The 23,220-nt window shown below is 60.2% G+C and carries 20 protein-coding genes; 7 read left to right on the top strand and 13 right to left on the bottom strand.

Going from position 1 to position 23,220, the window contains the following annotated elements; all coding sequences use genetic code 11:
* Positions 1-48 precede the first annotated feature (48 nt).
* The 3 genes from AGR1_RS10565 to AGR1_RS10575 all read right to left on the bottom strand — a co-directional run bounded on the left by AGR1_RS10565 (position 49) and on the right by AGR1_RS10575 (position 2,649).
* Positions 49-921, bottom strand: coding sequence for a LysR family transcriptional regulator (locus AGR1_RS10565; protein ID WP_080791338.1), 873 nt, complete (start codon positions 919-921; stop codon positions 49-51).
* A gap of 253 nt (positions 922-1,174) precedes the next feature.
* The gene (locus AGR1_RS30105; RefSeq protein WP_272868517.1) at positions 1,175-1,309 is read right to left on the bottom strand and encodes a hypothetical protein; all 135 of its coding nucleotides are present in this window, start codon (positions 1,307-1,309) and stop codon (positions 1,175-1,177) included.
* A gap of 155 nt (positions 1,310-1,464) precedes the next feature.
* On the bottom strand, positions 1,465-2,649 hold the full coding sequence (locus AGR1_RS10575; protein WP_080791340.1) for an NAD(P)/FAD-dependent oxidoreductase: 1,185 nt from the start codon (positions 2,647-2,649) through the stop codon (positions 1,465-1,467).
* 123 nt (positions 2,650-2,772) lie between these two features.
* On the opposite strand from AGR1_RS10575, the gene AGR1_RS10580 reads away from it, so the two are divergent.
* The 6 genes from AGR1_RS10580 to AGR1_RS10605 all read left to right on the top strand — a co-directional run bounded on the left by AGR1_RS10580 (position 2,773) and on the right by AGR1_RS10605 (position 11,340).
* Positions 2,773-4,212, top strand: a complete 1,440-nt coding sequence (locus tag AGR1_RS10580) for a glutamine synthetase family protein (protein ID WP_080791341.1) — start codon at positions 2,773-2,775, stop codon at positions 4,210-4,212.
* Between the two features lie 12 nt (positions 4,213-4,224).
* The gene (locus tag AGR1_RS10585; RefSeq protein ID WP_149146884.1) at positions 4,225-5,511 is read left to right on the top strand and encodes an FAD-binding oxidoreductase; all 1,287 of its coding nucleotides are present in this window, start codon (positions 4,225-4,227) and stop codon (positions 5,509-5,511) included.
* Between the two features lie 137 nt (positions 5,512-5,648).
* Complete coding sequence (gene zwf / locus AGR1_RS10590) at positions 5,649-7,124, top strand: glucose-6-phosphate dehydrogenase (RefSeq protein WP_080791344.1); 1,476 nt, start codon at positions 5,649-5,651, stop codon at positions 7,122-7,124.
* 9 nt (positions 7,125-7,133) lie between these two features.
* Positions 7,134-7,832, top strand: coding sequence for a 6-phosphogluconolactonase (gene pgl, locus AGR1_RS10595; protein ID WP_080791345.1), 699 nt, complete (start codon positions 7,134-7,136; stop codon positions 7,830-7,832).
* A 125-nt stretch (positions 7,833-7,957) separates the two neighbouring features.
* Positions 7,958-9,778, top strand: coding sequence for a phosphogluconate dehydratase (edd, locus tag AGR1_RS10600; protein ID WP_149146885.1), 1,821 nt, complete (start codon positions 7,958-7,960; stop codon positions 9,776-9,778).
* A 197-nt stretch (positions 9,779-9,975) separates the two neighbouring features.
* On the top strand, positions 9,976-11,340 hold the full coding sequence (locus AGR1_RS10605; protein WP_149146886.1) for a metallophosphoesterase: 1,365 nt from the start codon (positions 9,976-9,978) through the stop codon (positions 11,338-11,340).
* 81 nt (positions 11,341-11,421) lie between these two features.
* Here the strand turns inward: AGR1_RS10605 and AGR1_RS10610 are convergent, their stop codons facing one another.
* The 8 genes from AGR1_RS10610 to AGR1_RS10645 all read right to left on the bottom strand — a co-directional run bounded on the left by AGR1_RS10610 (position 11,422) and on the right by AGR1_RS10645 (position 19,142).
* Positions 11,422-11,721, bottom strand: a complete 300-nt coding sequence (locus tag AGR1_RS10610) for a type II toxin-antitoxin system RelE/ParE family toxin (RefSeq protein ID WP_149146887.1) — start codon at positions 11,719-11,721, stop codon at positions 11,422-11,424.
* Positions 11,718-11,981 (bottom strand): type II toxin-antitoxin system ParD family antitoxin, encoded by a 264-nt coding sequence (locus tag AGR1_RS10615; protein WP_149146888.1) that lies wholly within the window; start codon positions 11,979-11,981, stop codon positions 11,718-11,720. The genes AGR1_RS10610 and AGR1_RS10615 overlap by 4 nt, the downstream gene beginning before the upstream one ends.
* Before the next feature lie 125 nt (positions 11,982-12,106).
* Positions 12,107-12,463, bottom strand: a complete 357-nt coding sequence (locus tag AGR1_RS10620; RefSeq protein WP_162927527.1) for a hypothetical protein — start codon at positions 12,461-12,463, stop codon at positions 12,107-12,109.
* 237 nt (positions 12,464-12,700) lie between these two features.
* A complete protein-coding gene (gene ugpC, locus AGR1_RS10625; protein WP_149146889.1) occupies positions 12,701-13,789 on the bottom strand; it encodes a sn-glycerol-3-phosphate ABC transporter ATP-binding protein UgpC in 1,089 nt (362 codons plus the stop codon).
* Between the two features lie 20 nt (positions 13,790-13,809).
* Entirely contained in the window at positions 13,810-15,465 is a 1,656-nt protein-coding gene (locus AGR1_RS10630) for an alpha-glucosidase family protein (protein ID WP_149146890.1), read from the bottom strand.
* A gap of 37 nt (positions 15,466-15,502) precedes the next feature.
* Positions 15,503-16,663 (bottom strand): carbohydrate ABC transporter permease, encoded by a 1,161-nt coding sequence (locus tag AGR1_RS10635; protein WP_080791350.1) that lies wholly within the window; start codon positions 16,661-16,663, stop codon positions 15,503-15,505.
* Position 16,664: 1 nt separating this feature from the next.
* Complete coding sequence (locus AGR1_RS10640) at positions 16,665-17,678, bottom strand: sugar ABC transporter permease (RefSeq protein ID WP_077983385.1); 1,014 nt, start codon at positions 17,676-17,678, stop codon at positions 16,665-16,667.
* Positions 17,679-17,780: 102 nt separating this feature from the next.
* Positions 17,781-19,142, bottom strand: coding sequence for an ABC transporter substrate-binding protein (locus AGR1_RS10645; RefSeq protein ID WP_149146891.1), 1,362 nt, complete (start codon positions 19,140-19,142; stop codon positions 17,781-17,783).
* Between the two features lie 274 nt (positions 19,143-19,416).
* Here AGR1_RS10645 and AGR1_RS10650 point away from each other — a divergent pair, with 274 nt between their 5' ends.
* Positions 19,417-20,442 (top strand): LacI family DNA-binding transcriptional regulator, encoded by a 1,026-nt coding sequence (locus tag AGR1_RS10650; RefSeq protein WP_149146892.1) that lies wholly within the window; start codon positions 19,417-19,419, stop codon positions 20,440-20,442.
* A gap of 18 nt (positions 20,443-20,460) precedes the next feature.
* On the opposite strand, the gene folD is transcribed toward AGR1_RS10650, so the two are convergent.
* Positions 20,461-21,360: a bifunctional methylenetetrahydrofolate dehydrogenase/methenyltetrahydrofolate cyclohydrolase FolD gene (gene folD, locus AGR1_RS10655; protein ID WP_080791354.1), complete on the bottom strand. Its 900-nt coding sequence runs from the start codon at positions 21,358-21,360 to the stop codon at positions 20,461-20,463.
* A 77-nt stretch (positions 21,361-21,437) separates the two neighbouring features.
* Positions 21,438-23,213, bottom strand: coding sequence for a hypothetical protein (locus tag AGR1_RS10660; protein ID WP_149146893.1), 1,776 nt, complete (start codon positions 23,211-23,213; stop codon positions 21,438-21,440).
* Positions 23,214-23,220 lie beyond the last annotated feature (7 nt).

Raw genomic sequence — 23,220 nt, forward strand, 5'->3', positions numbered from 1 at the left:
GCAACCAGAAATTATCGATATAATTATACACAACCAATGACGGCCTTTTCATGCCGGGCGGCTCTTGCGTCCGGCATATAGATCGGAATGCCCCTTGATGAGACGGGTCATCCGATCCGCCACCGTCCTGATATCACGGCGGTGGCGATCGTCATTGTTCATGACAATCCATTGATTGTGGCGAAGTGGTTCGATTTCGCCGCCTTCCCGAGCAAGCCGCGCATCCGCATCACCCACGAAACAAGGGAGCACAGCGACCCCGGCCCCGGCCAGCACCAGATCGAGCAGCGCCACCGGGCGGTTCACCGTCACCACGATATCGCTGCTACGGTTCTCATGCGGCCAGCGCAGATAGGTGGAAATAGCGCCATCTTCCGCCACCGCCAACCAACGGTCGGCAACCGATCTAGCTGCATTGCGCAGCCTGTAGGGCGCATAGGCCACCTCCCCCGTCCTGATGGCGGCGAGGTTCTTTTCCTGCGGCTCGAAAGCGCGGATACCGATATCGTTTTCGCGATGGGCGAGAGACGCCCTCTGTTCGGCAATGAAAAGATCAATGCGGAAATCATCGCGGTCGGTGCAGATGGCGGAGAAGTTACCGGTCAGCAGCCAGGCATTCCAGGTCCCGACGGCGATACGCACGACGGAAGAGGCTGACGACGCCTTCTGCCATCCCTCGATGTCCTTGGCTGCATTTTCCATCGCCTGAAGACGGTCGAACAACGCGCGGCCATCCGCGGTCAGGGCATATCCCGTCTGGCTGCGATGAAACAGGGCCTTGCCGAGGCGCTCCTCCAGCTCCAGCATGCGACGCCCGACGGTCGCGGGGCTCAGACCCGTCACGCTGGCAGCGCCCGTCAAGCCGCCACTGCGTGACACATCAAGGAAAAGCTGGTAGGAATCCCAGGTGACGTTTTTCATTGGTGAAAAGCGTAGCTCATTTTCTTGCGCAGATAAATCAAAAAACGGCGTGCATCATGGCCCTCCGCATTAGAAGGAGAGCGACATGCACGCGATTTTTGCAGCTCGGGCCATCATCGAAATCGAGCAACCGCGCACCCGACGCGAGGCCATTCTACAGGAAGAGAAATTTTATACTGATATGGCGCAGGCATCTCGCCCGTCACGGCTTTTCAGCGCGCTTATCGGCTTGATGAAGGCAAAAAGCCGCCGATCAGTAAAAGAGAGCGATCAGTGCCGCGACAGCGCCTGCGGCGATGACGGTCAGACGAAAAGCAAGCTGCCGGCTCTCGCTTTCAGCGCGGGCGATGGCAATGGCGCGAGGGCGGCGATGTGCGGATATGTTCATGCGCGGGCTCCTGACGAAAAACTCAACCGACCCATGCCCTGTTGAGGGCCTCCAGCAGGACATCATGTGCAGCGGGATCATTGAGCGATCCGGCCTTGCTGGCATTTGATCAGGATGACTCCATGCACCTTAACAAGGCCTTAAGGCAGGCGCTTTCAGGCGAATTCGCCAGCCGCCTGCCCGGAGGCCCAGGCCCACTGGAAATTATAACCGCCGAGCCAGCCGGTCACATCAACACATTCGCCGATGAAGTAGAGGCCGGGCACGGATTTTGCCGCCATGCTGCGGGAATCGAGGCCGGTCGTGTCCACACCACCAAGCGTGACTTCCGCCGTGCGGTAGCCTTCGGACCCGGCGGGCTTGATCTGCCAGTCCTGCACCTCGCCCGCCAGCTTCGCCAGCACCTTGTCGGACATATCCGCCAAATGGCCGGTGAGACCGGATTGTTCGACAACGTGCTGGGCAAGCCGTTTCGGTAAGATTTCCGACAGGGCCGTCTGGGGCGACTGGCGGCCGTTCTTCTGCTTCGCCTGCTTCAGCAGCGCGGCTATATCGCGATGCGGCTCGAGCTTCAGGCGGACCACATCACCCTCGCGCCAGTAGGATGAGATTTGCAGGATCGAGGGCCCGCTCAAACCGCGATGGGTGAAGAGCAGCGCTTCCTCAAACGACGTCTTGCCATGGAAAACCTCGGCTGGAACCGAAACGCCGGCAAGAGGGCTCAGCCTTTCAAGTGCTGCAGGATCGAGCGTCAGCGGCACGAGACCGGGCCGCGTTTCGATGAGCTTCAGACCGAATTGCTCGGCGATCTGGTAGGCAAATCCGGTCGCGCCCATTTTCGGGATGGACTTGCCGCCTGTCGCCACAATGAGGCTTTCCGCCTCGATGACGCCGGCGGATGTCGTGACGCGGAAACGGGCGCCATCATGGGTGACGGCCGAAACTGACGTTTCGAGCCGCAGTTTCGCATTCACCGCCTGCATTTCGCCAAGCAGCATGCGGATGATGTCCTTGGCGCTGTCGTCACAAAAGAGCTGGCCGAGCGTCTTTTCATGCCAGCCGATGCGGTGTTTTTCGACAAGGGCAATGAAATCGCGCGGTGTGTACCGGGCAAGCGCGGATTTGGCGAAATGCGGATTGGCGGAGAGATAATTCTTCGGCCCGGCATGGATATTGGTGAAGTTACAGCGGCCGCCGCCGGAGATGCGGATCTTTTCGCCCGGCGCTTTCGCATGGTCGAGAACGACGACGGAGCGGCCGCGCTGGCCGGCGCGGATGGCGCACATCATGCCGGCGGCGCCCGCCCCCAAAATCAGCACGTCACATTTCTCTGCCATCATTCCATTCGATCCGTTTCCTTCCTCTTTTTCCAAGTGTCGCCGCTTGTCAATGGCGCTTTCCCCCTCGCCAATTGCCAAACTACGGTTATGATGGCGCCACCAGAAACACAGACCCGGTGATACATGCCCGCCAAGAAAACCATGCTCCGCCCGAAGAAACAGGCAACCATGGCAAAGAAGTCCCCTCCCCTCGACCTTTCTTCCACCCGTGGTGTTTCCACCTGGCGCGAAGCCGCGCAATGGCTCCGCGCGCGCGGGATCGAGGACATAGAATGCATCACGCCCGACCTTGCCGGCGTTCCCCGTGGCAAAATGATGCCAACCGCGAAATTCACCGGCGATACCTCGCTCGCTTTGCCCTCGGCGCTCTATCGCCACACGATTTCAGGCGAATATCCCGATGAGACCGCGAATTTCCGCTATGAGCCGCGCGACAGCGACCTGAAGCTGGTGCCTGATCTTTCGACGCTCTCCGTCGTGCCGTGGGAAACGGACCCGACCGCGCAGGTGATCTGCGACGTGGTGGACGCGGAAGGCAATTTCGTGCCCTACACACCGCGCAACGTCTTGAAGAACGTGCTGTCGCTTTATACGGAAAAGGGCTGGAAACCGGTCGTGGCGCCGGAAATCGAATTCTACCTCGTCGCCATGAATGACGACCCTGACTATCCGCTGCATCCGCCGAAGGGCCGGTCCGGACGCTCCATCGTTGGCGGTCAGAGCTATTCCATCGCCGGCATCAACGAATTCGACGAGCTGATCGATGATATCTACCATTTCTCGGAAAAACAGGGCCTCGAGATCGATACGCTGATCCATGAGGAAGGCCCGGCGCAGCTGGAAATCAACCTGCGTCATGGCGATCCGATCGAGCTTGCCGACCAGGTGTTCCTGTTCAAGCGCACCATTCGTGAAGCAGCGCTGAAGCACGGCATCTACGCCACCTTCATGGCCAAGCCCATGCAGGGCCAGCCGGGTTCGGCCATGCATATCCACCAGTCGGTGGTGGACATCGACAGCGGCCGCAATATCTTTTCCAATGCCGATGGCAGTCCCTCGAAAGAATTCTTCTCCTTCGTGGGCGGCATGCAGCGTTATGTTCCCAACGCGCTCGTCATGCTGGCGCCCTATGTGAATTCCTATCGCCGCCTGACGCCCGACATGGCCTGCCCGGTCAACAATGCCTGGGGTTACGACAACCGCACGACTGCCTTCCGCGTGCCGATTTCCGGCCCGCAGGCGCGGCGTGTCGAAAACCGCCTGCCGAGTTCGGACGCCAACCCCTATCTGGCGCTTGCCGCCTCTCTGGGCTGCGGCTGGCTCGGCATCGTCAACAATATCGAGCCGACCGAACCGACTGCCGATACGGCCAATGAAGGCTCCATCGACCTGCCGCGCGGCCTGCTAGAAGCCGTTGCCCTGCTGGAAGGCGAGGAGCAATTCGACCGGGTGTTCGGCCACGAATTCGTGGGCCTTTATGCCGGTCTGAAGCGCGGGGAGTTTGAGACGTTCATGCAGGTCATCAGCCCCTGGGAGCGGGAATTCCTGCTTCTCAACGTGTGAGGAGCCGCGAGCATGACATGGCAAAGCCCGATTGCGCCGGGACTATCCTGGTATCAGGCAAGCGTCGGCGAGCGGCCTGACTATCCCGCCCTCGACGGGTCGAAGCAGGTGGATGTCGCGATCATCGGCGGCGGTTATACCGGCCTTCAGGCCGCCTGCAACCTTGCCGAAAACGGCGTCTCCGTCGCCCTCATCGAAGCGCATCGTTTCGGCGATGGCGCTTCCGGCCGCAATGGCGGGCAATTTGGCACCGGCCAGCGTTCCTTCCCCGACGAGATGGAAGAAGAGATCGGTTTCGAGCAATCGAAGCTGCTGTTCGACATTGCCGAGGACGCCAAAAACTACCTGCGCGGCTTCGCCGTCAGCCGCGGCATCGACATGGAATATCTTCCCGGCCAGCTCTATGTGGCGCACAAAGCCGCTTATGAGGATGATTACCGCCGAAGCGTCGATGCGATGAACAACCGTTATGGCTATCCGCATATTTCCTACATGGAACGTTCAGAAGCACGCAAACGCGTCGGCTCCACCCATTATTTCGGTGGTACACGCGATACCGGCACCGGCCATATCCACCCCTTGAAGCTGCTGGTCGGGCTTGCGAAAGCGGCGAAAGATGCGGGCGCTCAGATTTACGAAATGACGCCGGCGAAATCGATCCGGCAAGTGGGCGGCAAGACCATCATCGAAACGCCTTTCGGTACGATCACCGCGCCACGGGTGCTGATCGCCACCAATGCCTATATCGGCAATCTGGAACCGGTAACGGCCGCCCATATCATGCCGATCCGTTCCTTTATCGGCGCCACCGCGCCGCTGGATGCGTTTCCTGACATCATTCCCGACCGGGAGGCCGTGGCCGACTCCCGTTTCGTGGTGCGTTATTTTCGCAAGACGGCCGACAACCGGCTGCTGTTCGGCGGGCGTGAGGCCTATACGGCCGATGCGCCGCGCGATATTTCCAGCCATATCCGCCGGCAGATCGCGGAAATCTATCCCGAGCTGAAAGCCGTCGAAATCACCCATTCCTGGGGCGGCTCCGTTGGCATCACCCTGCCGCGCAAAGTCTTCGTGCGCGACGTCATGCCCGGCGTCACCTCCATCGGCGGTTATTCCGGCCACGGGGTGATGCTGTCGAATTATTGCGGCAAGCTTTATGCCGATCTCATTCTCGGTAAAAAGGACATGCTGGCGCCCTTCGCGCAGCTGAAGGTGCCCTCTTTCCCCGGCGGGGCGTCGCTGCGCGCGCCGCTGCTTTTCCTCGCGCTTTCCTGGTACGCGTTGCGAGACAGGTTTTAGGCCAATGTTTACAGACTGTTGCCGGCGGTGGACGAGTCGGCGGAAGCAAAATTCATAATTTCACATAACTGAGTCTGGCATTTTTAAATCGATTAGATTATTGATGCCCCAACCCTTTGAAGATCGAGAGAATCGATATGAGCAGTCAGATCATTCCTGTTGAACCTTTTGATTGTGTCGTTTTCGGCGGCACGGGCGATCTTGCCGAGCGCAAGCTTCTGCCGGCCCTTTATCACCGGCAGGTCGAAGGCCAGTTCACGGAGCCGACCCGCATCATTGGCGCGTCGCGTTCGGTCATGACCCACGAGGAATATCGCAAATTCGCGCAGGACGCGCTGAAGGAGCATCTGAAGGCCGGCGAATATGACGATGCGCAGGTCGCCACCTTTCTGAACAGGCTTTTCTACGTGCCAGTCGATGCCAAGGGCAATAATGGCTGGGACGTGCTGAAGAAGCTGCTGGACGAGGGCAAGGAGCGCGTGCGCGCCTTCTATCTGGCCGTCGCGCCCGGCATTTTCGGCGATATCGCCGACAAGATCCGCGAGCACAAGCTCATCACTCGCTCGACCCGCATCGTCGTTGAAAAGCCTATCGGCCGCGATCTGGCTTCCGCGCAGGAACTGAACGACACCATCGGCCATGTCTTCAAGGAAGAGCAGATCTTCCGCATCGACCACTATCTCGGCAAGGAGACGGTGCAGAACCTGATGGCGCTGCGTTTCGCCAATGCGCTTTATGAGCCGCTGTGGAATTCCGCCCATATCGACCATGTGCAGATCACGGTTGCGGAAGCGGTCGGTCTCGAAGGCCGCGCCGGCTATTATGACAAGGCCGGCGCGCTGCGCGACATGGTGCAGAACCATATCCTTCAGCTGCTTTGCCTCGTCGCCATGGAGCCGCCTGCTTCCATGAATGCGGAAGCCGTGCGCGACGAAAAGCTGAAGGTTCTGCGCTCGCTGAAGCCGATCGACACCAGCAATGTTGAAAAGCTGACGGTTCGCGGCCAGTATCGCGCTGGCGCTTCCGCCGGTGGCCCGGTGAAGGGTTATCTGGAAGAGCTGGAAGGCGGCGTTTCCAACACCGAGACCTTCGTCGCCATCAAGGCTGAAATTGCCAACTGGCGCTGGGCCGGCGTGCCCTTCTACATCCGGACGGGAAAACGCCTCGCGACCCGCGTTTCGGAAATCGTCGTGACCTTCAAGCAAATCCCGCATTCGATCTTTGACGATGCGGCCGGCAAGATCGAGGCCAACAAGCTGGTCATTCGCCTGCAACCGGATGAAGGCGTCAAGCAGTCGCTGCTCATCAAGGACCCCGGTCCGGGCGGCATGCGTCTGCGTCAGGTGTCGCTGGACATGAGCTTTGCGGAAGCCTTTAACGTGCGCAGCCCCGATGCCTATGAGCGGCTGCTGATGGACACGATCCGCTCCAACCAGACACTGTTCATGCGCCGCGACGAGGTCGAGGCCGCCTGGGACTGGATCGATCCCATTCTCAAGAGCTGGGAAGAGCTTGGCCAGGGCGTGCAGGGCTACACCGCAGGCACCTGGGGTCCAAGCGGTTCCATCGCGCTGATCGAGCGCGACGGCCGCACCTGGCACGATGCCGACTGAGGGCGGGCGATGAGCGAAACCATTCACGTCTTCGACACCCCCGCAGCGCTGGCGACCGCGCTTGCGGCTGAGGTCGCCAAACGCCTTGATGAGGCAACCAAGGAACGCGGGGCCGCAAGCATTGCGGTCTCTGGCGGCTCGACACCGAAGCTGTTCTTTCAGGCGCTTTCCCGCCACGAACTCGATTGGCCCAATATCAGCGTAACGCTGGTGGACGAGCGTTTCGTGCCACCGGAAAGCGACCGGTCGAACCATCGTCTCGTCGCCGAGAACCTTTTGCAGGACAAGGCGAAGGCGGCTTATTTCGTGCCGCTGTTCCAGCCGGCGGCCTCGCCGGAAGATGCCGCAACCCTTGCGACCGTCAAGACCGAAGCGATCTGCGATCCCTTCGATGTCGTCATTCTCGGCATGGGAACGGATGGCCACACGGCATCGTTCTTCCCCGGTGGAGACAATCTCTACGAAGCGCTTGATCTCGATGAACCGCGCGGCGTTCTGACCATGGCGGCGGAAAATGCCGGTGAGGAGCGGTTGACCTTCAACTTCTCCAGCCTGCACGATGCCGAGTTTCTGGTACTGCATATCGAAGGTGCGGCCAAGAAGGCAACGCTGGAGAAAGCGCAGTCCGGTGAGGATGAGGATGAAATGCCGATCCGCGCCGTGCTGAACCGGGCCGAAACGCCAGTGGATATATACTGGGCGCCATAAGCCAACGCGGTTGCCGCCTTTGCGGCCCGCGACGAGCGCCCCGAAGACATGAAGACTGAACCACGACAACCGGCCGCTCACCTCCCGGAACGCCGGTTGCCGACCAACGAACAGGATGAACGCCCATGTCCGCCGATTCCCGCATTCAGGCCATTACCGCCCGCATCGTCGAACGTTCCAAGCCCTACCGCGAGACTTATCTCGAGCGGCTGCGGCTGCAGGTTTCCAAAGGCGTTCACCGTTCCGTGCTTTCCTGCGGCAATCTTGCGCACGGCTTTGCCGTCTGTTCCCCCGCCGACAAGGACATCCTTGCCGGCGACCGGGTTCCCAATCTCGGCATCATCACCGCCTATAACGACATGCTGTCGGCTCACCAGCCCTATGAGACCTTCCCGGCGATCATCCGTGATGCGGCCAAGGAGGCCGGCGGCATAGCGCAGGTGGCAGGCGCGGTTCCCGCCATGTGCGATGGCGTGACCCAGGGGCAGCCCGGCATGGAGCTTTCGCTGTTTTCCCGCGATGCCATCGCCATGGCTGCCGGTATCGGCCTGTCGCACAACATGTTCGATGCGGCTCTATATCTCGGCGTATGCGACAAGATCGTGCCCGGCCTCGTGATCGCGGCCCTCGCCTTCGGTCACCTGCCCGCCGTCTTCGTTCCCGCCGGCCCGATGACGTCAGGCCTGCCGAATGACGAGAAGTCGCGCATTCGCCAGCTTTATGCCGAAGGCAAGGTCGGTCGCGCCGAGTTGCTCGAAGCGGAATCCAAATCCTATCACGGCCCCGGCACCTGCACCTTCTACGGCACCGCCAATTCTAACCAGATGCTGATGGAAATCATGGGCTTCCATATGCCCGGTTCCTCCTTCATCAATCCCGGCACGCCGCTGCGTGATGCCTTGACCCGCGAGGCCACCAAGCGCGCGCTCGCCATCACCGCGCAGGGCAATGAATTCACGCCCGCCGGCGAGATGATCGACGAGCGGTCAGTCGTCAACGGTGTCGTCGGTCTGCATGCGACGGGGGGGTCCACCAACCACACCATGCATCTGATCGCCATGGCGCGTGCCGCCGGCATCATCCTCACCTGGCAGGATATTTCCGATCTTTCGGACATCGTGCCGCTGCTCGCCCGCGTCTATCCCAACGGTCTTGCGGATGTGAACCATTTCCACGCCGCCGGCGGCATGGGCTTCCTCATCAAGCAGCTCCTGAAGCAAGGCTTCGTGCATGACGATGTCCGTACCGTCTTCGGACAGGGGCTTGCAGCCTACACCGTGGATGCCCTGCTGGACGAGAAGGGCGCCGTCACCCGCCAGCCCTCACCCGAACAGAGCCACGACCCGAAGGTTCTTTCCAGCATCGAAACCCCGTTCCAGCCAACGGGCGGTCTGAAGATGCTGACGGGCAATCTCGGCAAATCGGTCATCAAGATTTCCGCCGTCAAGCCGGAACGCCATATCATCGAAGCACCGGCGATCGTCTTCCACGACCAGCAGGAACTTCAGGACGCCTTCAAGGACGGGAAGCTCAACCGCGATTTCATCGCCGTCGTCCGCTTCCAGGGGCCGAAGGCCAACGGCATGCCGGAGCTGCACCGCCTGACGCCGCCGCTTGGCGTGCTGCAGGATCGCGGCTTCAAGGTGGCGCTGGTGACCGATGGGCGCATGTCAGGCGCCTCCGGCAAGGTGCCGGCCGCGATCCATGTCACGCCTGAGGCTTCCGATTGCGGGCCGATCTCCCTCATCCGCGATGGCGATATCATTCGTCTCGACGCCATTTCCGGCTCGCTAGAGGTGCTGGTTTCCGCCGCCGAGCTGGCAAAACGCGAACCGGCGCGGGCCGATCTTTCCGGCAATGAATGGGGCATGGGCCGTGAACTGTTCGCCCCCTTCCGCCGTAGTGCCGGCCCGGCCGATCAAGGCGCCAGCGTGCTCTTCCATTGATTTTGTGGAGGCGAAGGCCGGATGCGGCTTTCGCCTTTCAACCCTGCTTTGCGGTGTCGCCGGGATGCCGCCAGAAACCGCTTTATTTCCCACATCTTAAACGTCAGACTTGTCATGCGGCTGTGATGATCGCCCTATAGGGCCTTCTCCGGCCGACCGTGGGACGACGGCGCAGTTTCGGATGATGGGGCAATGACATGACGATTTTTTCAAGCAAACGCCGCGACGTGCTGAAGCTTATGGCAGGCACCGCCATGCTGCCGCTGCTGGTGGCGGCGACGCCCGTTATGGCGCAGGATGTAGCCCTTCGCGCGATCGTCATCTCCGACCTGCATTCGGCCTATGAGCGTATCGGCCAGCTTCTCGCGGCCATCGAAACGCGCATCGCCGCCGACAAGACGCCCCACATCATCCTGCTGAATGGCGACCTTTTCGAGCTCGGCAACGCGGTGGCCACACGGTCTGCCGGCGAAATCGAATGGACCTTCCTTGCGGCGCTCGCCAAGCTCGCCCCCACGGTCATCAATATCGGTAATCATGAACCCGATATCGACAATGATCTTGCCAATTTCGTCAGCCGCGCCGGCGCGCTCGGCATCACCGTGCTTTCCAACATCATCGACAAGCGCAGCGGCAAACCCTATGCGGCTGATCGCGTCGAGGTGAGCGTCGGGGAGCAGCGGGTCGTCGTGGCGGGCCTCGCCACCAATGCGATCAACACCTACCCGAAGGCCACGCGCGAAATGCTCGACATTCCGCAACCCGTGGAATGGGCCAAGGCCAATCTTCCCGGTATCGTCAAACCGGACGCGATCAATATCGTTCTCAGCCATGCCGGCGTCGTCGCCGACCGCGATATCCTGCCGCTGCTGCCGGATGGCACGCTGCTTGTCGGCGGCCATGACCATCTGAATTTCGTGCATGAACAGGGCGCCACCCGCTATGTCCATACCGGCTCATGGTGCACCTCCATGACGGTGGCGACCATTGCGGCACCCGGCAAGGCTGCGGCCATCGAGACGATCGCCATTGATCGCGCCGCTCCGGCATCCCCTGCCCTCAAGGCCCTGATCGAGCAGACGCTTGCAAAGCACCTGACCTCGGAAGAACGGGAAGTTGTCGGCAAATCGGCGAAGGCGATGACCGTCGACGAGGCGGGCCGCCATGTGGCGCAGCTTATCGCCGCAAAAACCGGCGCAGATGTCGGTTTCGTCGGCCACACCTCCTTCGGTGCGGGCCTGCCTGAGGGCGATATTCGCCGTTATGATTTCAACGCATCGCTGCGTTTCGACGGCAAGCTGATGGTGACGGAAGTGGACGGCGAGGCGCTTGCGCAAATCCTCAAGCGATGCAACCAGGATGGCGACATTCCGCTCGCCGCACGCACCGGCGACTATCTCTACGCCATGCCGGAAAAGCCGGAAAACAAAGAGCGTTACAAGCTGGTCTGCAACGACTGGTCCGCGACCAACCAGAAATCCTATTTCGGTCGCGGCGATCTGACCTTCACCGAGGTGCCGGATGTAAAGCTGAAGCAGACTGCTCTGGGCGGGCTTTCTTAAGCTCACAGGCATCGAAGGCAGAGACAGTCGCGAGCCTGCAAATTCTTGATTCATGCCGCGTTTTCGGGATCGATGTGTGAATCAGTCTTGCGGGAAGAGGATGGACTCGTGATCCTGTGCACCGTTCAGAATGTGCAGAATTTCCACCCGTGTTTCGGTAACACGATAAAAAACAAGATAGTTTTCATAGGGACGGCGACGAACACCGGTTTGCTCGTAACGGGGCACCAGCGGGTAAGCACGAGGCATCTCCGCCAGTCTTGAACATCGGTCCAGCAACTCGACAACGAATGTTTCTGCGCGTCGCGGATTATCAGCCGCAATAAAATCACCGATGCGTTCAAGGCCTGCCTTGGCCTCGTCGGTGAGAACGACGATCACAGCCCGCTTTCTTCCGCAATTTTTCGGTACTTCGCGCTAAGTTGCGATGCAACGTCCTTGATTGGCGTCACGCGTCCCGCATCTGCGTCTGCGACTCCGCGCGCAATTGCCAGATCAAGAACGGCGAGTTTCTTCTCACGCTCTTCCACCAGCCGAACGCCCTCCCGCAACACCTCGCTGCGAGAATTATAACGCCCCGACTTCACAAGGTCTGAGACGTAAGTTTCCAGATGACGACCGAGATTTGCACTGCTTGCCATAGCCATATCCTTTCCACCACCTATATCATCCAGTGATAATAGTTAGCAACGGCAGGATATGACACGGGGTGATGCGGACGGTCGAAACAGCCGGTTAAACCATTTTCGCCGATCCGCAGATGGTCTCAGAACGACCTGATATCGAGCTTGCGGTCCTTGTGCGCCGGGTGTGTGCTGAACACGAAGATGCGGTCCAGTTCCTTCTGTGTCAGCATGCGCAGGAAGCGGACGTGGATCGTGTTATTGGCGTTGACGCGCAACATCACGCAGCCGATCTTGGTGATGCGGGCGTCGGGAATATCGAGATAGAACTGGTTCGGCAGATTGTATTTCGTCAGCAGCGCCAGCACCGCTTCGGTCTGGGAGATGCGGATGACATCGCAGCGGCGCGCCGCCATGTGCATCACGGCCTTTTCGGTATATTCGATGCGTGCCGCATTCATGGTATCTTCCATGCGGAACCGGTTTTCGCGGTCATACATGAAGGATTCTTCCTTGCTCAGGTAATGGTTCCTGATGACACCCGTACCGCTCTGCACGCCCAGACTCCCATGCTCGATCAATGGATCGAGACTAGGCCATAGTCTTTAACAATTCATATCAGCGCAGGCTTAAACAGACCGAGAGCGGGACATTTCCGTCATTTTTCCACAGCCGTAAAAAGCTCAGGAAAACCCCGGAACGAGGACGTTCCGGGGTGTTTTGGGGGGCGACTGCAATCAGACGCGGTAAGTCTTGCCCTCGGCATTAAAGAGGTGAAGCTTTTCCTGCGGCGCGGCGAAACGCAGGGTTTGCCCCTTGGCGACCGCGACAATGCCCGGTGCCTTGACGATGATGGGCTCCTGGCCCTTCGGCGCTTCGAGATACAGAAGCGTCACCTCGCCCAGAGCCTCGACAATCGACACTTTCCCTTCGAAAAGATAATCATCACCGGTGACGATGCTCAGATCTTCCGGCCGCACACCGAAGCTTGCGGCCTTGCCCTGTTCGGATGCGGGGGTCGGAACATCGACGGCAAGCGTCTTGCCGCCGGCCAGCTCGATCGACGTCCGCTCGCCGGTCCCGACGATCTTCCCTTCGATGATGTTCATGGCCGGCGAGCCGATGAATTTCGCCACGAAGAGATTGGCCGGGTTCTCGTAAAGTTCGAGCGGCGCCCCGACCTGCTCCACGCGGCCGGCATTCAGAACCACGATACGGTCAGCCAGCGTCATCGCCTCCACCTGGTCATGGGTGACGTAGATCATCGTCGTATCGGCCATCTGCTCGTTGAGCTTGGCGATCTCGATACGGGTAGCGACGCGCAGCGCCGCATCGAGGTTCGAAAGCGGCTCATCGAACAGGAAGACCTTCGGGTTGCGGCAGATGGCGCGACCGATGGCGACACGCTGTCGCTGGCCGCCTGACAGAGCCTTGGGCAGACGTTCCAGATATTGCGTCAGCTGCAGGATTTCGGCGGCGGCGCGCACGCGGCGGTCGATCTCCTGCTTGTTTTCCTTGGCGATCTTCATGCCGAAGGCCATGTTGTCGTAAACTGTCATATGCGGATAGAGCGCATAGGACTGGAACACCATGGCGATGCCGCGACGCGAGGGCGGGATTTCGTTGACGATCTGGCCATCGATGAACATCTCGCCGCCGGTGATTTCCTCCAGCCCGGCGATCATGCGCAGCAGCGTCGATTTTCCGCAGCCGGACGGACCGACGAAAACGATGAATTCGCCCTGTTCGATCGAAAGATCGATGCCGTGCAGGACTTTCACCTGCCCGTATGATTTGCGGATATCCTTGAGAACGAGACTTGTCATGGGTGTTCCTCCCTCATCTGTCAGGCGTAACGGGCGAAGAATGCGCCCCATGCCGGAAGTTCTACGCTTCTGCCTTCAAGACCGCTTGCAAAGCCGTGGCCTTCAAGAACCTCCCAGTTCCCTTCCGGCAGCGTGGCCTTTGCCGGCGTTGCGGCGAGATTGAAGAGGCATAGCACGGTTTCGTTGCCGAGCGTGCGGGTGTAGCTCAGCACTTCGCCCTCAACCGGCTGGAATTCGATACCGCCCTTGGCAAAAGCGGGGTGTTTTTTGCGGAAAGCCAGAAAACGGCGATAGTGCTCAAGCACTGATGCTTCATTACCCTGCTGGGCACTGACGGCGCGCTGCTTATGCTCGGCCGGAATGGGCAACCACGTCCTGTCGGCGGTCGAGAAACCGGCCTGCGCATGACCGGCATCCCATACCATCGGCGTGCGGCAACCGTCGCGCCCCTTGAATTCCGGCCAGAACTGGATGCCATAGGGATCCTGCAAATCCTCGAACGCGATATCGGCTTCGGTGAGGCCGAGTTCCTCGCCCTCATAGATGCAGACGGAACCGCGCTGCGTCATCAGCAGCGCCGAAAGCACCTTGGCGAAGGCATCCTTATCTTCGACATGCTCGCCCCAACGGCTGACATGGCGCACGACATCGTGGTTGGAGAAGGCCCAGCAAGCCCAGCCTTCCGGCGCGGCTCTCGCAAAATCCGCCTGCACATCGGCAACGCGCTGCGGGGTGAGCGCGTCCGGTGCGAGGAATTCAAAGGCGTAGCACATCTGCATCTTGTCATCGCCCGACGTATATTCGCCGACGATTTCGAGACCGCGCTGGCTATCGCCGACTTCACCCACGGCGGCGATATCCGGAAACTCGTCCAGCACCGCGCGGAAGCGCTTCAGGAAAGCAATATTTTCCGGGCGGTTCTTGTCGTAGAGATGTTCCTGGAAGTTATAGGGATTAACGGCAGGTGCCGTGGAGGCATTGCGGCGCTCCGGAGCCAGCGCCGGGTTGTCGCGCAGCTCAAGGTCGTGGAAATAGAAATTGATGGTATCCAGGCGGAAACCGTCGACGCCGCGCTTCAGCCAGAAACGGGTGATGTTCAACAGCTCTTCCTGCACTTCCGGATTATGCAGGTTGAGGTCCGGCTGCGAGGTCAGGAAGTTGTGCATGTAATATTGCATGCGGGTCGGGTCCCACTGCCAGCCCGAACCACCGAAGATCGACAGCCAGTTGTTGGGCGGCGTGCCATCCGGCTTGGCGTCAGACCAGACGTACCAATCCGCTTTGGGATTGTTGCGGCTGGCGCGGCTTTCCACGAACCACGGATGCTGGTCCGAGGTGTGCGACAGAACGAGATCGATCATGACGCGAATACCGAGGCGGTGGGCTTCGGCAATCAACCCGTCGAAATCGGCAAGCGTGCCGAACATCGGGTCGACATCGACATAATTCGAGACGTCGTATCCGAAATCCTTCATCGGCGAGGTGAAAAAGGGGGAAATCCAGATCGCATCGGCACCGAGAGCGGCAATATGCGCCAGCCGGTCGGTGATGCCCTTGAGATCGCCGATGCCGTCGCCATTGGAGTCCTGATAGGAGCGCGGATAGATCTGATAGATAACAGCGCCGCGCCACCAATCCTTGTTGGGCGTCAAAGCGGAAGTCACCGAAGCGGTCATTGTCTCATCCTGTCTGGTATGGGCGTTCATGGAATTATCAGCCTCCCTTGACGGAGCCGGAGAGCAGGCCACGCACGAGATAACGTTGAAGGGCAAAGAAGACGCCGAGCGGCACGACAATGGTGACGAAGGCCGAGGCGGTAAGGATTTCCCAATTACCGCCACGCGAACCGAGCAGCGCGTTGAGCGCACCGGTCAATACCAGCTCGTTCTTCTGCGTGCCGAGGAAGACCATGGCAACGAGCAGGTCGTTCCAAGTCCACAGGAACTGGAAGATGGCGAAGGAGGCGAGCGCCGGGAAGGACAGCGGCAGGATGATCTTGACGAAGATTTCGAAGTCGCTCGCGCCATCGACACGAGCGCTTTCGATGATCTCTTTCGGCAGGCCGGAAATATAGTTGCGCAGCAGGTAGATGGCGAGCGGCAGGCCGAAAGCGGTGTGCGCCAGCCAGATGCCGGCATAGGTCTTGGACGGCACGCCGAAGATGGTGCCGATTTCATTATAGAGCCTGAGAAGCGGGATCAGCGACATCTGCAGCGGCACGACGATCAGGCCCACCACCATGGCAATCAAGAGATTGCGGCCGGAAAAGCTCATCCATGACAGGGCATAGGCGGCGAAGGCGGCAATGAGGATGGGGATGACAGTCGCAGGCACCGCCACGGTAAGCGAATTGACGAAGGATTGACCGATGCCTTCCGAGGTCAGGACCGTGCGATAATTATCGAGCGTGAAGACGGGCGGCGTCGCGACGGAAATATAGACGCGCTTGCCGCGAGAGCCTTCAAAGCTGGAGGCCTTGCTATATTCGTAGGTGCCGTCCGTATTGACGAGCAGCGTTTCGCCGTCACCGATATCGGCCGCCTCGCCAGCTTTGAACGCCGTGGGCTCCTGTACGCGAACGCCGAAGGCTGCAACCTTGCCGTCCTGTCCGTTTTCGAAAACATTGCCTGATATGACATAGCGGCTGCCGTCCTGCTTCTGCACGGAAGCATCGGCGAGGCGAACCGCAGAAGTCTGTTCGGAACTGGAGAAGGCCGTCCACCAGCCGGAAACGGTGATCTGGTCCTTGTCGCGCAGCGAGCTGACGAGAATGCCGAGCGTTGGCAAAAGCCAGAGAAGCACGACGACCAGAACGCTGGCGTGGACGATGAGGCGCGGCAGGCCGACGCGGCGAAGACGTTTGACGATATTCATCTCAGCGGCCCTCCATCTCGCGGTTTGCCTGGCGGATGTTCCAGACCATGATCGGGGTGACGGCCGCCATGATGATGAGCGCGATGACGGCGCTTCGGCCGCTGTCTCCGCCACCGCGGAACATCCAGTCGAACATGAGGTTGGCGAGAACCATGGTGTTCCACTGCCCGTTGGTCATGGTGAGCACGATATCGAAGACCTTGAGCACGAGAATGGTAATCGTCGTCCAGACGACGGCGATGGTGCCCCAGATCTGCGGGACCATGATCTTCCAGAAAATCTGCCAGCCATTGGCGCCATCGATGACGGCCGCCTCGATGGTTTCTTCCGGGATACCGCGCAGCGCCGCGGACAGGATGACCATCGCGAAACCGGTCTGAATCCAGATAAGGATGACCATCAGGAAGAAGTTGTTCCAGAAGGGCATGGAAATCCACACTTCCGGGCTACCGCCGAAAAATTCGACGACGGCGTTCAAGAGGCCGATCTGCACCTGCCCTTCAGCACGGTATTCATAGATGAACTTCCAGATGACCGAGGCGCCAACGAAGGAAATCGCCATCGGCATGAAGACGATTGATTTGGCGATATTGCCCCACCAGATGCGGTCGGTCATGACGGCGATGACGAGGCCGAAGAAGGTGCAGGCGGCCGGTACGACAGCGAGCCAGAGGATATTGTTAAAGATCGACTGCCGGAAACCGGCATCGAAAATCGCCCAGCGATAATTGGCAAGCCCAACGAATTCGCTGCCGGTCCGATCATAAAAGGACAGGATCAGCGTGGCGATGACAGGGTACACCAGATAGACCAGCAGAAGGATCAACGCCGGGCCAATGAACAGCCAGGGCCGGACGGCGGCGCGGCGATTGAGATTGCGGGATGCGTGAATGACGTCTCCCGAGCGTACGGGAAAGATCGCCTGCAGCGCCTTGTCGGATAGCCAATAATAGGCAGCGCAGGCAAAAACGCCCGCCACCATGACGCCGATGGCTGACACGAGTTGTTGAGCCATGTTCCCTCCCTTGATCCTCTCCGCGCCGCGCTGATTTATGCGGTCGTCGGGGCCGTTCCGTTGGTTAAGGCCCGGCAGAAAACCGCCGGGCCTGATCCGATTTTATTTCAGGCCGTCCCAGGCCTTCTGGATATCGGCGGCGACCTGATCGGCGGACTTGCCGCCGACGAAATCGATCATGCCGGTCCAGAACGCGCCGGCGCCGATCTTGCCGGGCATCAGGTCGGAACCATCGAAGCCGAAGCTGGTCGCAGTCGTCAGGATTTCACCCTGGCGCTTCATCTGCTCATTGGCATAGGTGTCGACATTCACGCCCTTATACGGCGTCAGGAAGCTGGACTGCGCCATCCAGACTTCATGCGCGATCGGGGTCTGCAGGAATTCTACGAATGCCTTGGCAGCCGGCGCTTCCTTGGTGATGGTGACGAGCGTGCCAGCGCCGAGAACCGGCTTGCCGAGTTCAGGCTTGGACGCGTAGGTCGGCATGTAGAAGAAATCCGCATCCGTTCCGACCTTCGTGCCCTCAGGGAAGAAGGAGGGAATGAACGACGCCTGATGGTGCAGGTAGCACTTCGGCGGAATGTCGAAGAGGCCCTTGGGGCTGTCGCGGAAGTCGGTGGAGGCCACGGCCGCGACGCCGCCGCTGACATATTTTTCGTTCTTGGCGAATTTGCCGAATTCGTTGATCGCCTCGACCACGGCCGGATCAGTGAACTTCACCTCGTTGGTCGTCCATTTCTGGTAAACGTCGAGCGGCTGCGTGCGCAGCATCAGGTCTTCCACCCAGTCGGTCGCCGGCCAGCCGGTAGCGCCGCCGGAGCCGAGGCCGATGCACCAGGGCGTGCCGCCATCGGCAACGATCTGGTCCGTCAGCTTGAAGAGGTCTTCCATGGTCTCGGGCACTTTATAACCCGCTTCCTCGAAGTTCTCAGGCACGTACCAGACGAGCGACTTCACGTCCGCCTTGAACGGGAAGGCGAAATAGGCCTTGTTGCCGTCCTTGCCCTTGTAGCTGCCGAGATCGACCCAGGACTGGCCCGCGCCGTAATTTTCCTTGACCCAGTTGGCGGTCTCGTCGCCGAGCGGCACGAGGAAGCCCTTGGCCGCCAGATCTGCCAGAAGACCGGGCTGCGGCAGGATGGCGATATTGGGCGGCGAGCCCGCCTGCGTATCGATGACGATCTGCTGCTCGTAGTTTTCCGAAGATGAATAACGGACATTCACGCCGGTCGCATCGGCGAAATAGGCGAGCACCGACTGGAACAGGGCCTCGTCTTCACCACGCCACGGACCGAAAATCGTCAGCGTCTGGCCTTTCAGGTCGGCATGGGCCGCCTTGAAGTCCTCGTAGCTTTTCCAGTTGAACTTGGCGTCGCCGCCGGGTGCAAATTTAAGGTCGGCGGCAAAGGCCGCACTGGACAGCAATGCCATGACAGCAGCCGTCGCCAAAAGAGTCTTCTGCATGTGATTTACCTCCCATCACATAAAAGGCTCAAAGCGTCCTCTCCAATCAAAGCGCTTTGGCTGTCTATTCATCTCATTGTCATCAAGACAGAGTCAAGAGGCTCTTTGTTCGGAAACGTTGCAGCGCCTTATAAATAGTCATATTTAATTCGGAAGGCGGCTATCCTTTTCGATTGAGAAATGCAGTGGAGGCTGGTAAAAATCTAAAGCGCTTTGGGAATTGAGGAGAGGCTTTGCCGTATTCTTAGGCGCGCGCATGGAGGAAATTAGAGACATGAACCTGAAACAGTTGTCGCAACTGCTGGGCATTTCGCAAACGACCATCAGCAGGGCGCTCAACGGCTATCCGGAAGTCAGCGCCGAAACGCGCCGCCGCGTCATGGAAGCTGCCGAAAAGACGGGATATCGCCCGAATGCGGCAGCGCAACGGCTGGCGACGGGCAAGGTCGGCTCCATCGGGCTTGTCATGCCGATTGGCGAACACCACCGTTCCGACGTGCATTTCGGCGAATTCCTGAGCGGCCTCGGTGAAGAGGCGTCGCGCAGCGGCTTTCATCTCGTGATCATGCCCACCGAGCCGGAAAAGGAGCGCGAAGCTCTGCGGGGGCTCGCCACAAACGGCAGCGTCGATGGCATCTATCTCGCCTATATGAAGAAGAACGACCCGCGCATCGCCATGTTGCAGTCGCTCTCCCTGCCCTTCCTCGTTCATGGCCGCTCCGTCGGCGTGGAGGAGGACTATCCCTATCTCGACGTGGACAATGAGGGCGCGTTTCGCGATGCGACCCAGCTTCTCCTCCAGCTAGGCCACACGCGTATCGGGCTTCTGAATGGCCCGGAGGGTTATGATTTCACCTATCGGCGCTGTCTCGGGGTGGAAAAGGCGCTTTCGGCAAATGGCCTGACATTGCATGCGAACAACAAGAGACACAGCAGCATGACCGACGAGGATGGTTATCTCGGCATGGAAGCGTTGCTGTCACAACCGGAAAAGCCGACCGCCATTCTCTGCGCCAGTACCGCGCTTGCGCTCGGCGCGATCCGTTCTCTCAACCAGCGCGGCCTGAAACCCGGCAAGGATATTTCGCTGATCGCCCATGACGACGTGCTGCCGCTTTTGAAGCCGGATAATTTCTCCGTGCCGCTCACCACCACCCGTTCGTCGCTCCGGGCGGCGGGCGTGCGCGTAGGCCAGCGCCTGATCAACCGGATCAAACTCAACCAGACCGAACCGCATCAGGAACTCTGGAAGGCGGAACTGGTGGTGCGCGCCTCGACGGGGCCGGCCCCGAAAGTGTAGCCGGCCGTTTCTAACCGCTTAGAATTTCGGCGCGGTCAGGCCCAGCGCGCGATGGGCGGCGATGACGGTGTTGGCCATCAGCATGGCGATCGTCATCGGGCCGACGCCGCCGGGAACAGGCGTGATGGCGGCAGCCACGGCGCTCGCCTCATCAAAGGCGACATCGCCAACCAGCTTCGACTTTCCTTCGCCCTTTTCCGGCGCGGGGATGCGGTTGATGCCGACATCGATGACGGTCGCGCCCGATTTCACCCAGTCACCCTTCACCATTGCGGCGCGACCCACCGCCGCGACGAGAATATCCGCCGTCTTGCAGATGCCGGCCAGATCCTTGGTGCGGGAATGCGCCATGGTCACCGTAGCATTGGCATTCAGCAGAAGCTGGCCCATGGGCTTGCCGAACAGGTTGGAGCGGCCGATGACAACGGCGTTGAGGCCGGAAAGATCGTCACCGTGAATGCCGCGCACCAGAAGCATGGCGCCGGCGGGCGTGCAGGAGATGAGGCCGGTGGCGAGATCGCCGGTCGCGAGCTTGCCGGCATTCAGCACGCTCAGACCATCCACGTCCTTCTCCGGCAGGATCGACTGGATGATCTCGTCGGCATTGAAGTGTTTCGGCAGCGGCAGCTGCACGAGAATGCCGTGAATGGAGGCATCGGCGTTCAGTTCGCCGACCAGCTTCAGAAGATCAGCTTGCGTGGTTTCTTCCGGCAGCGTGTGCTGGATGGAGTTGAAACCGCACTGCTTGGCCATCTTGCTCTTGGAGTTCACGTAAGCGTGGCTGGCCGGATCATTCCCGACGATGACAACCGCGAGACCGGGCTTTACGCCCATTTCCGCCTCAAGCGCTTCTGCCGATTTGCGGACCGCCTCCGTTACCGAAGCCGCCTTCGCCTTCCCGTCAATCACAACTGCCATGCGTCCTGCTCCTGCTGGGTTACGTCGGCTCCGTATGGTGCCCCCGCCACAGGAATGCAAGCTAAAATGCGGCGTTTTCAGGCTGTTTTGCGGTAGTCTTCGCGGCGATCGGCGTAATCGGTAAGACACTCCCTCAGGAACGCCAGTTCGCGTCGCAATTCCATCAGTTCCTCTGCTTCGGCCTGGGCATGATCGACGTGCCCGGCAAGGGCGTCAGCCAGAAGCGGCGGAAGTTCGTAAGGGGCTGGATCAGCGCTCCTGACCGTGCGGTTGCCCATCAGCACCTGCCGCACGCGCTCGTCCAGCGGCATGTCGTCGTCGTCATTGACGGCCTCGCCGTAATAGTCGGCAAAGCCGTCTTCCTCCGGCTCGATGTTGTCCTTTGCGGCAAGATCCTGCAGATCGTCGAACACGGCCGGCTCTATCGGTTCGAATTCAGAAATCTGCAGAGACTCAACCGACGGCTCGACGGAGGATGGACGTTGCGCGCCCTCTTCGATGAGCAATGCGCCCTCCTCTTCCTCGTCGTGACGACGATAGCTCAGGAGATAGAGACTGCCCAGCAGGCCGATCAACGCACCGCCGCCCGCCAGCATGGCGGCCTGCGTCAGGTCGCGGGTCAACTCGCCCGGCGCCGCCTTCTTGGTCAAACGGGTTTCGACCGCGGGCGTGGCGGATGCGGACAGGTCTCGGCGTTCGCTTGCCTCCAGATAGGCATTTCGCGCCGTTTCCAGTTCCCCCTGCAATCTGGAAAACTCGCCGGGGGCGACACCCAGCTCATTGAGGCGGTCGAGATACTTCTTTTGCTCGCCATTGGCGGCCGCGATCTCCTGAGAGATACGCTTTTCATCCGCCTGCAGGCCTTCCAGCAATTGCCGCAATGCGGGGGCGGCAAGCGCCTGTGCGGCATCCACCGCATTCTGGGCGGCGATGCGACGGGGATGTTTCGGGCCGTAATCGACCGAAACTGCAGCAAGCGCCATGCTGGCGGTTGAATACTTCTGCCTGACATCCTCAAGCGCCGAAAAACCCGCACCGGCCGGCAAAGGCTTCGCAACTACATCATTCGGCTTCAGGGCCGAAGCCGCTTTCAGATCGGTCTGGATGGACAGTTGCTGCCGGGTACTACGCGCCAGACTGTCATTTACGTCGCGCAGCTGCTGCTCGAGCTGCTGCGCCTCGGCCATCACCGCGTCACCGTGGCGCATCTGGAAACCGTTCAGCGCCGCTTCCGCCTCATCGAGCCTTGCCCGCGCCCTTTCCGTCTCGCGCATGACGGGCGTCATGGTGCCGGCCTTACCATCCGCGATGACGCGCATCGAAAGATAGTCAGTCAGTCGCATGGCGGCGTCCGGCGTCGCGGCCTTGCCGGTCACGATCAGCGTGTTTTCATCCGGGGTAAGTTCCAGCCGGATCGCTTCTCCCACCGCGCCGTTCAGCGCCTCACGCTCAGACAGCGGACGCGCATCCGCGCCGGTCAGAAGCTCGAAAAGCAAGCCAAGCTCGCCCTGATTGCGAACGCCGACCATATCGGCGGACTTCAGCCTGAGATCGGCGGTTATACGGTCGAGCCCAGAGGGTGAAAGCAGCGTACGACGCGCCATCGCCAGAAAGCGGGCAGCATCCGGGGCATCGTAAGCGGTCTGGATAACCTCGATCCGGGCCTGCGAAATATAGCCGCGAAAGCCCGAATCGACGAGCAGAAGCGGAAGGGCAGCACTGGTAACGGCGGCGGCGGCGATGCAGCCGGACGTCAGGAGCCGACGGCAATGTCTGCGCCATTGCGATACGGGCCCAGCGCCATCATCCTCGTCAGGGCGGATCGCCATCATGTCCGGATTGTCATCAACCATCTGAAGC

Source organism: Agrobacterium sp. B1(2019) (assembly GCF_008274755.1).
Lineage (GTDB): Bacteria > Pseudomonadota > Alphaproteobacteria > Rhizobiales > Rhizobiaceae > Agrobacterium > Agrobacterium salinitolerans.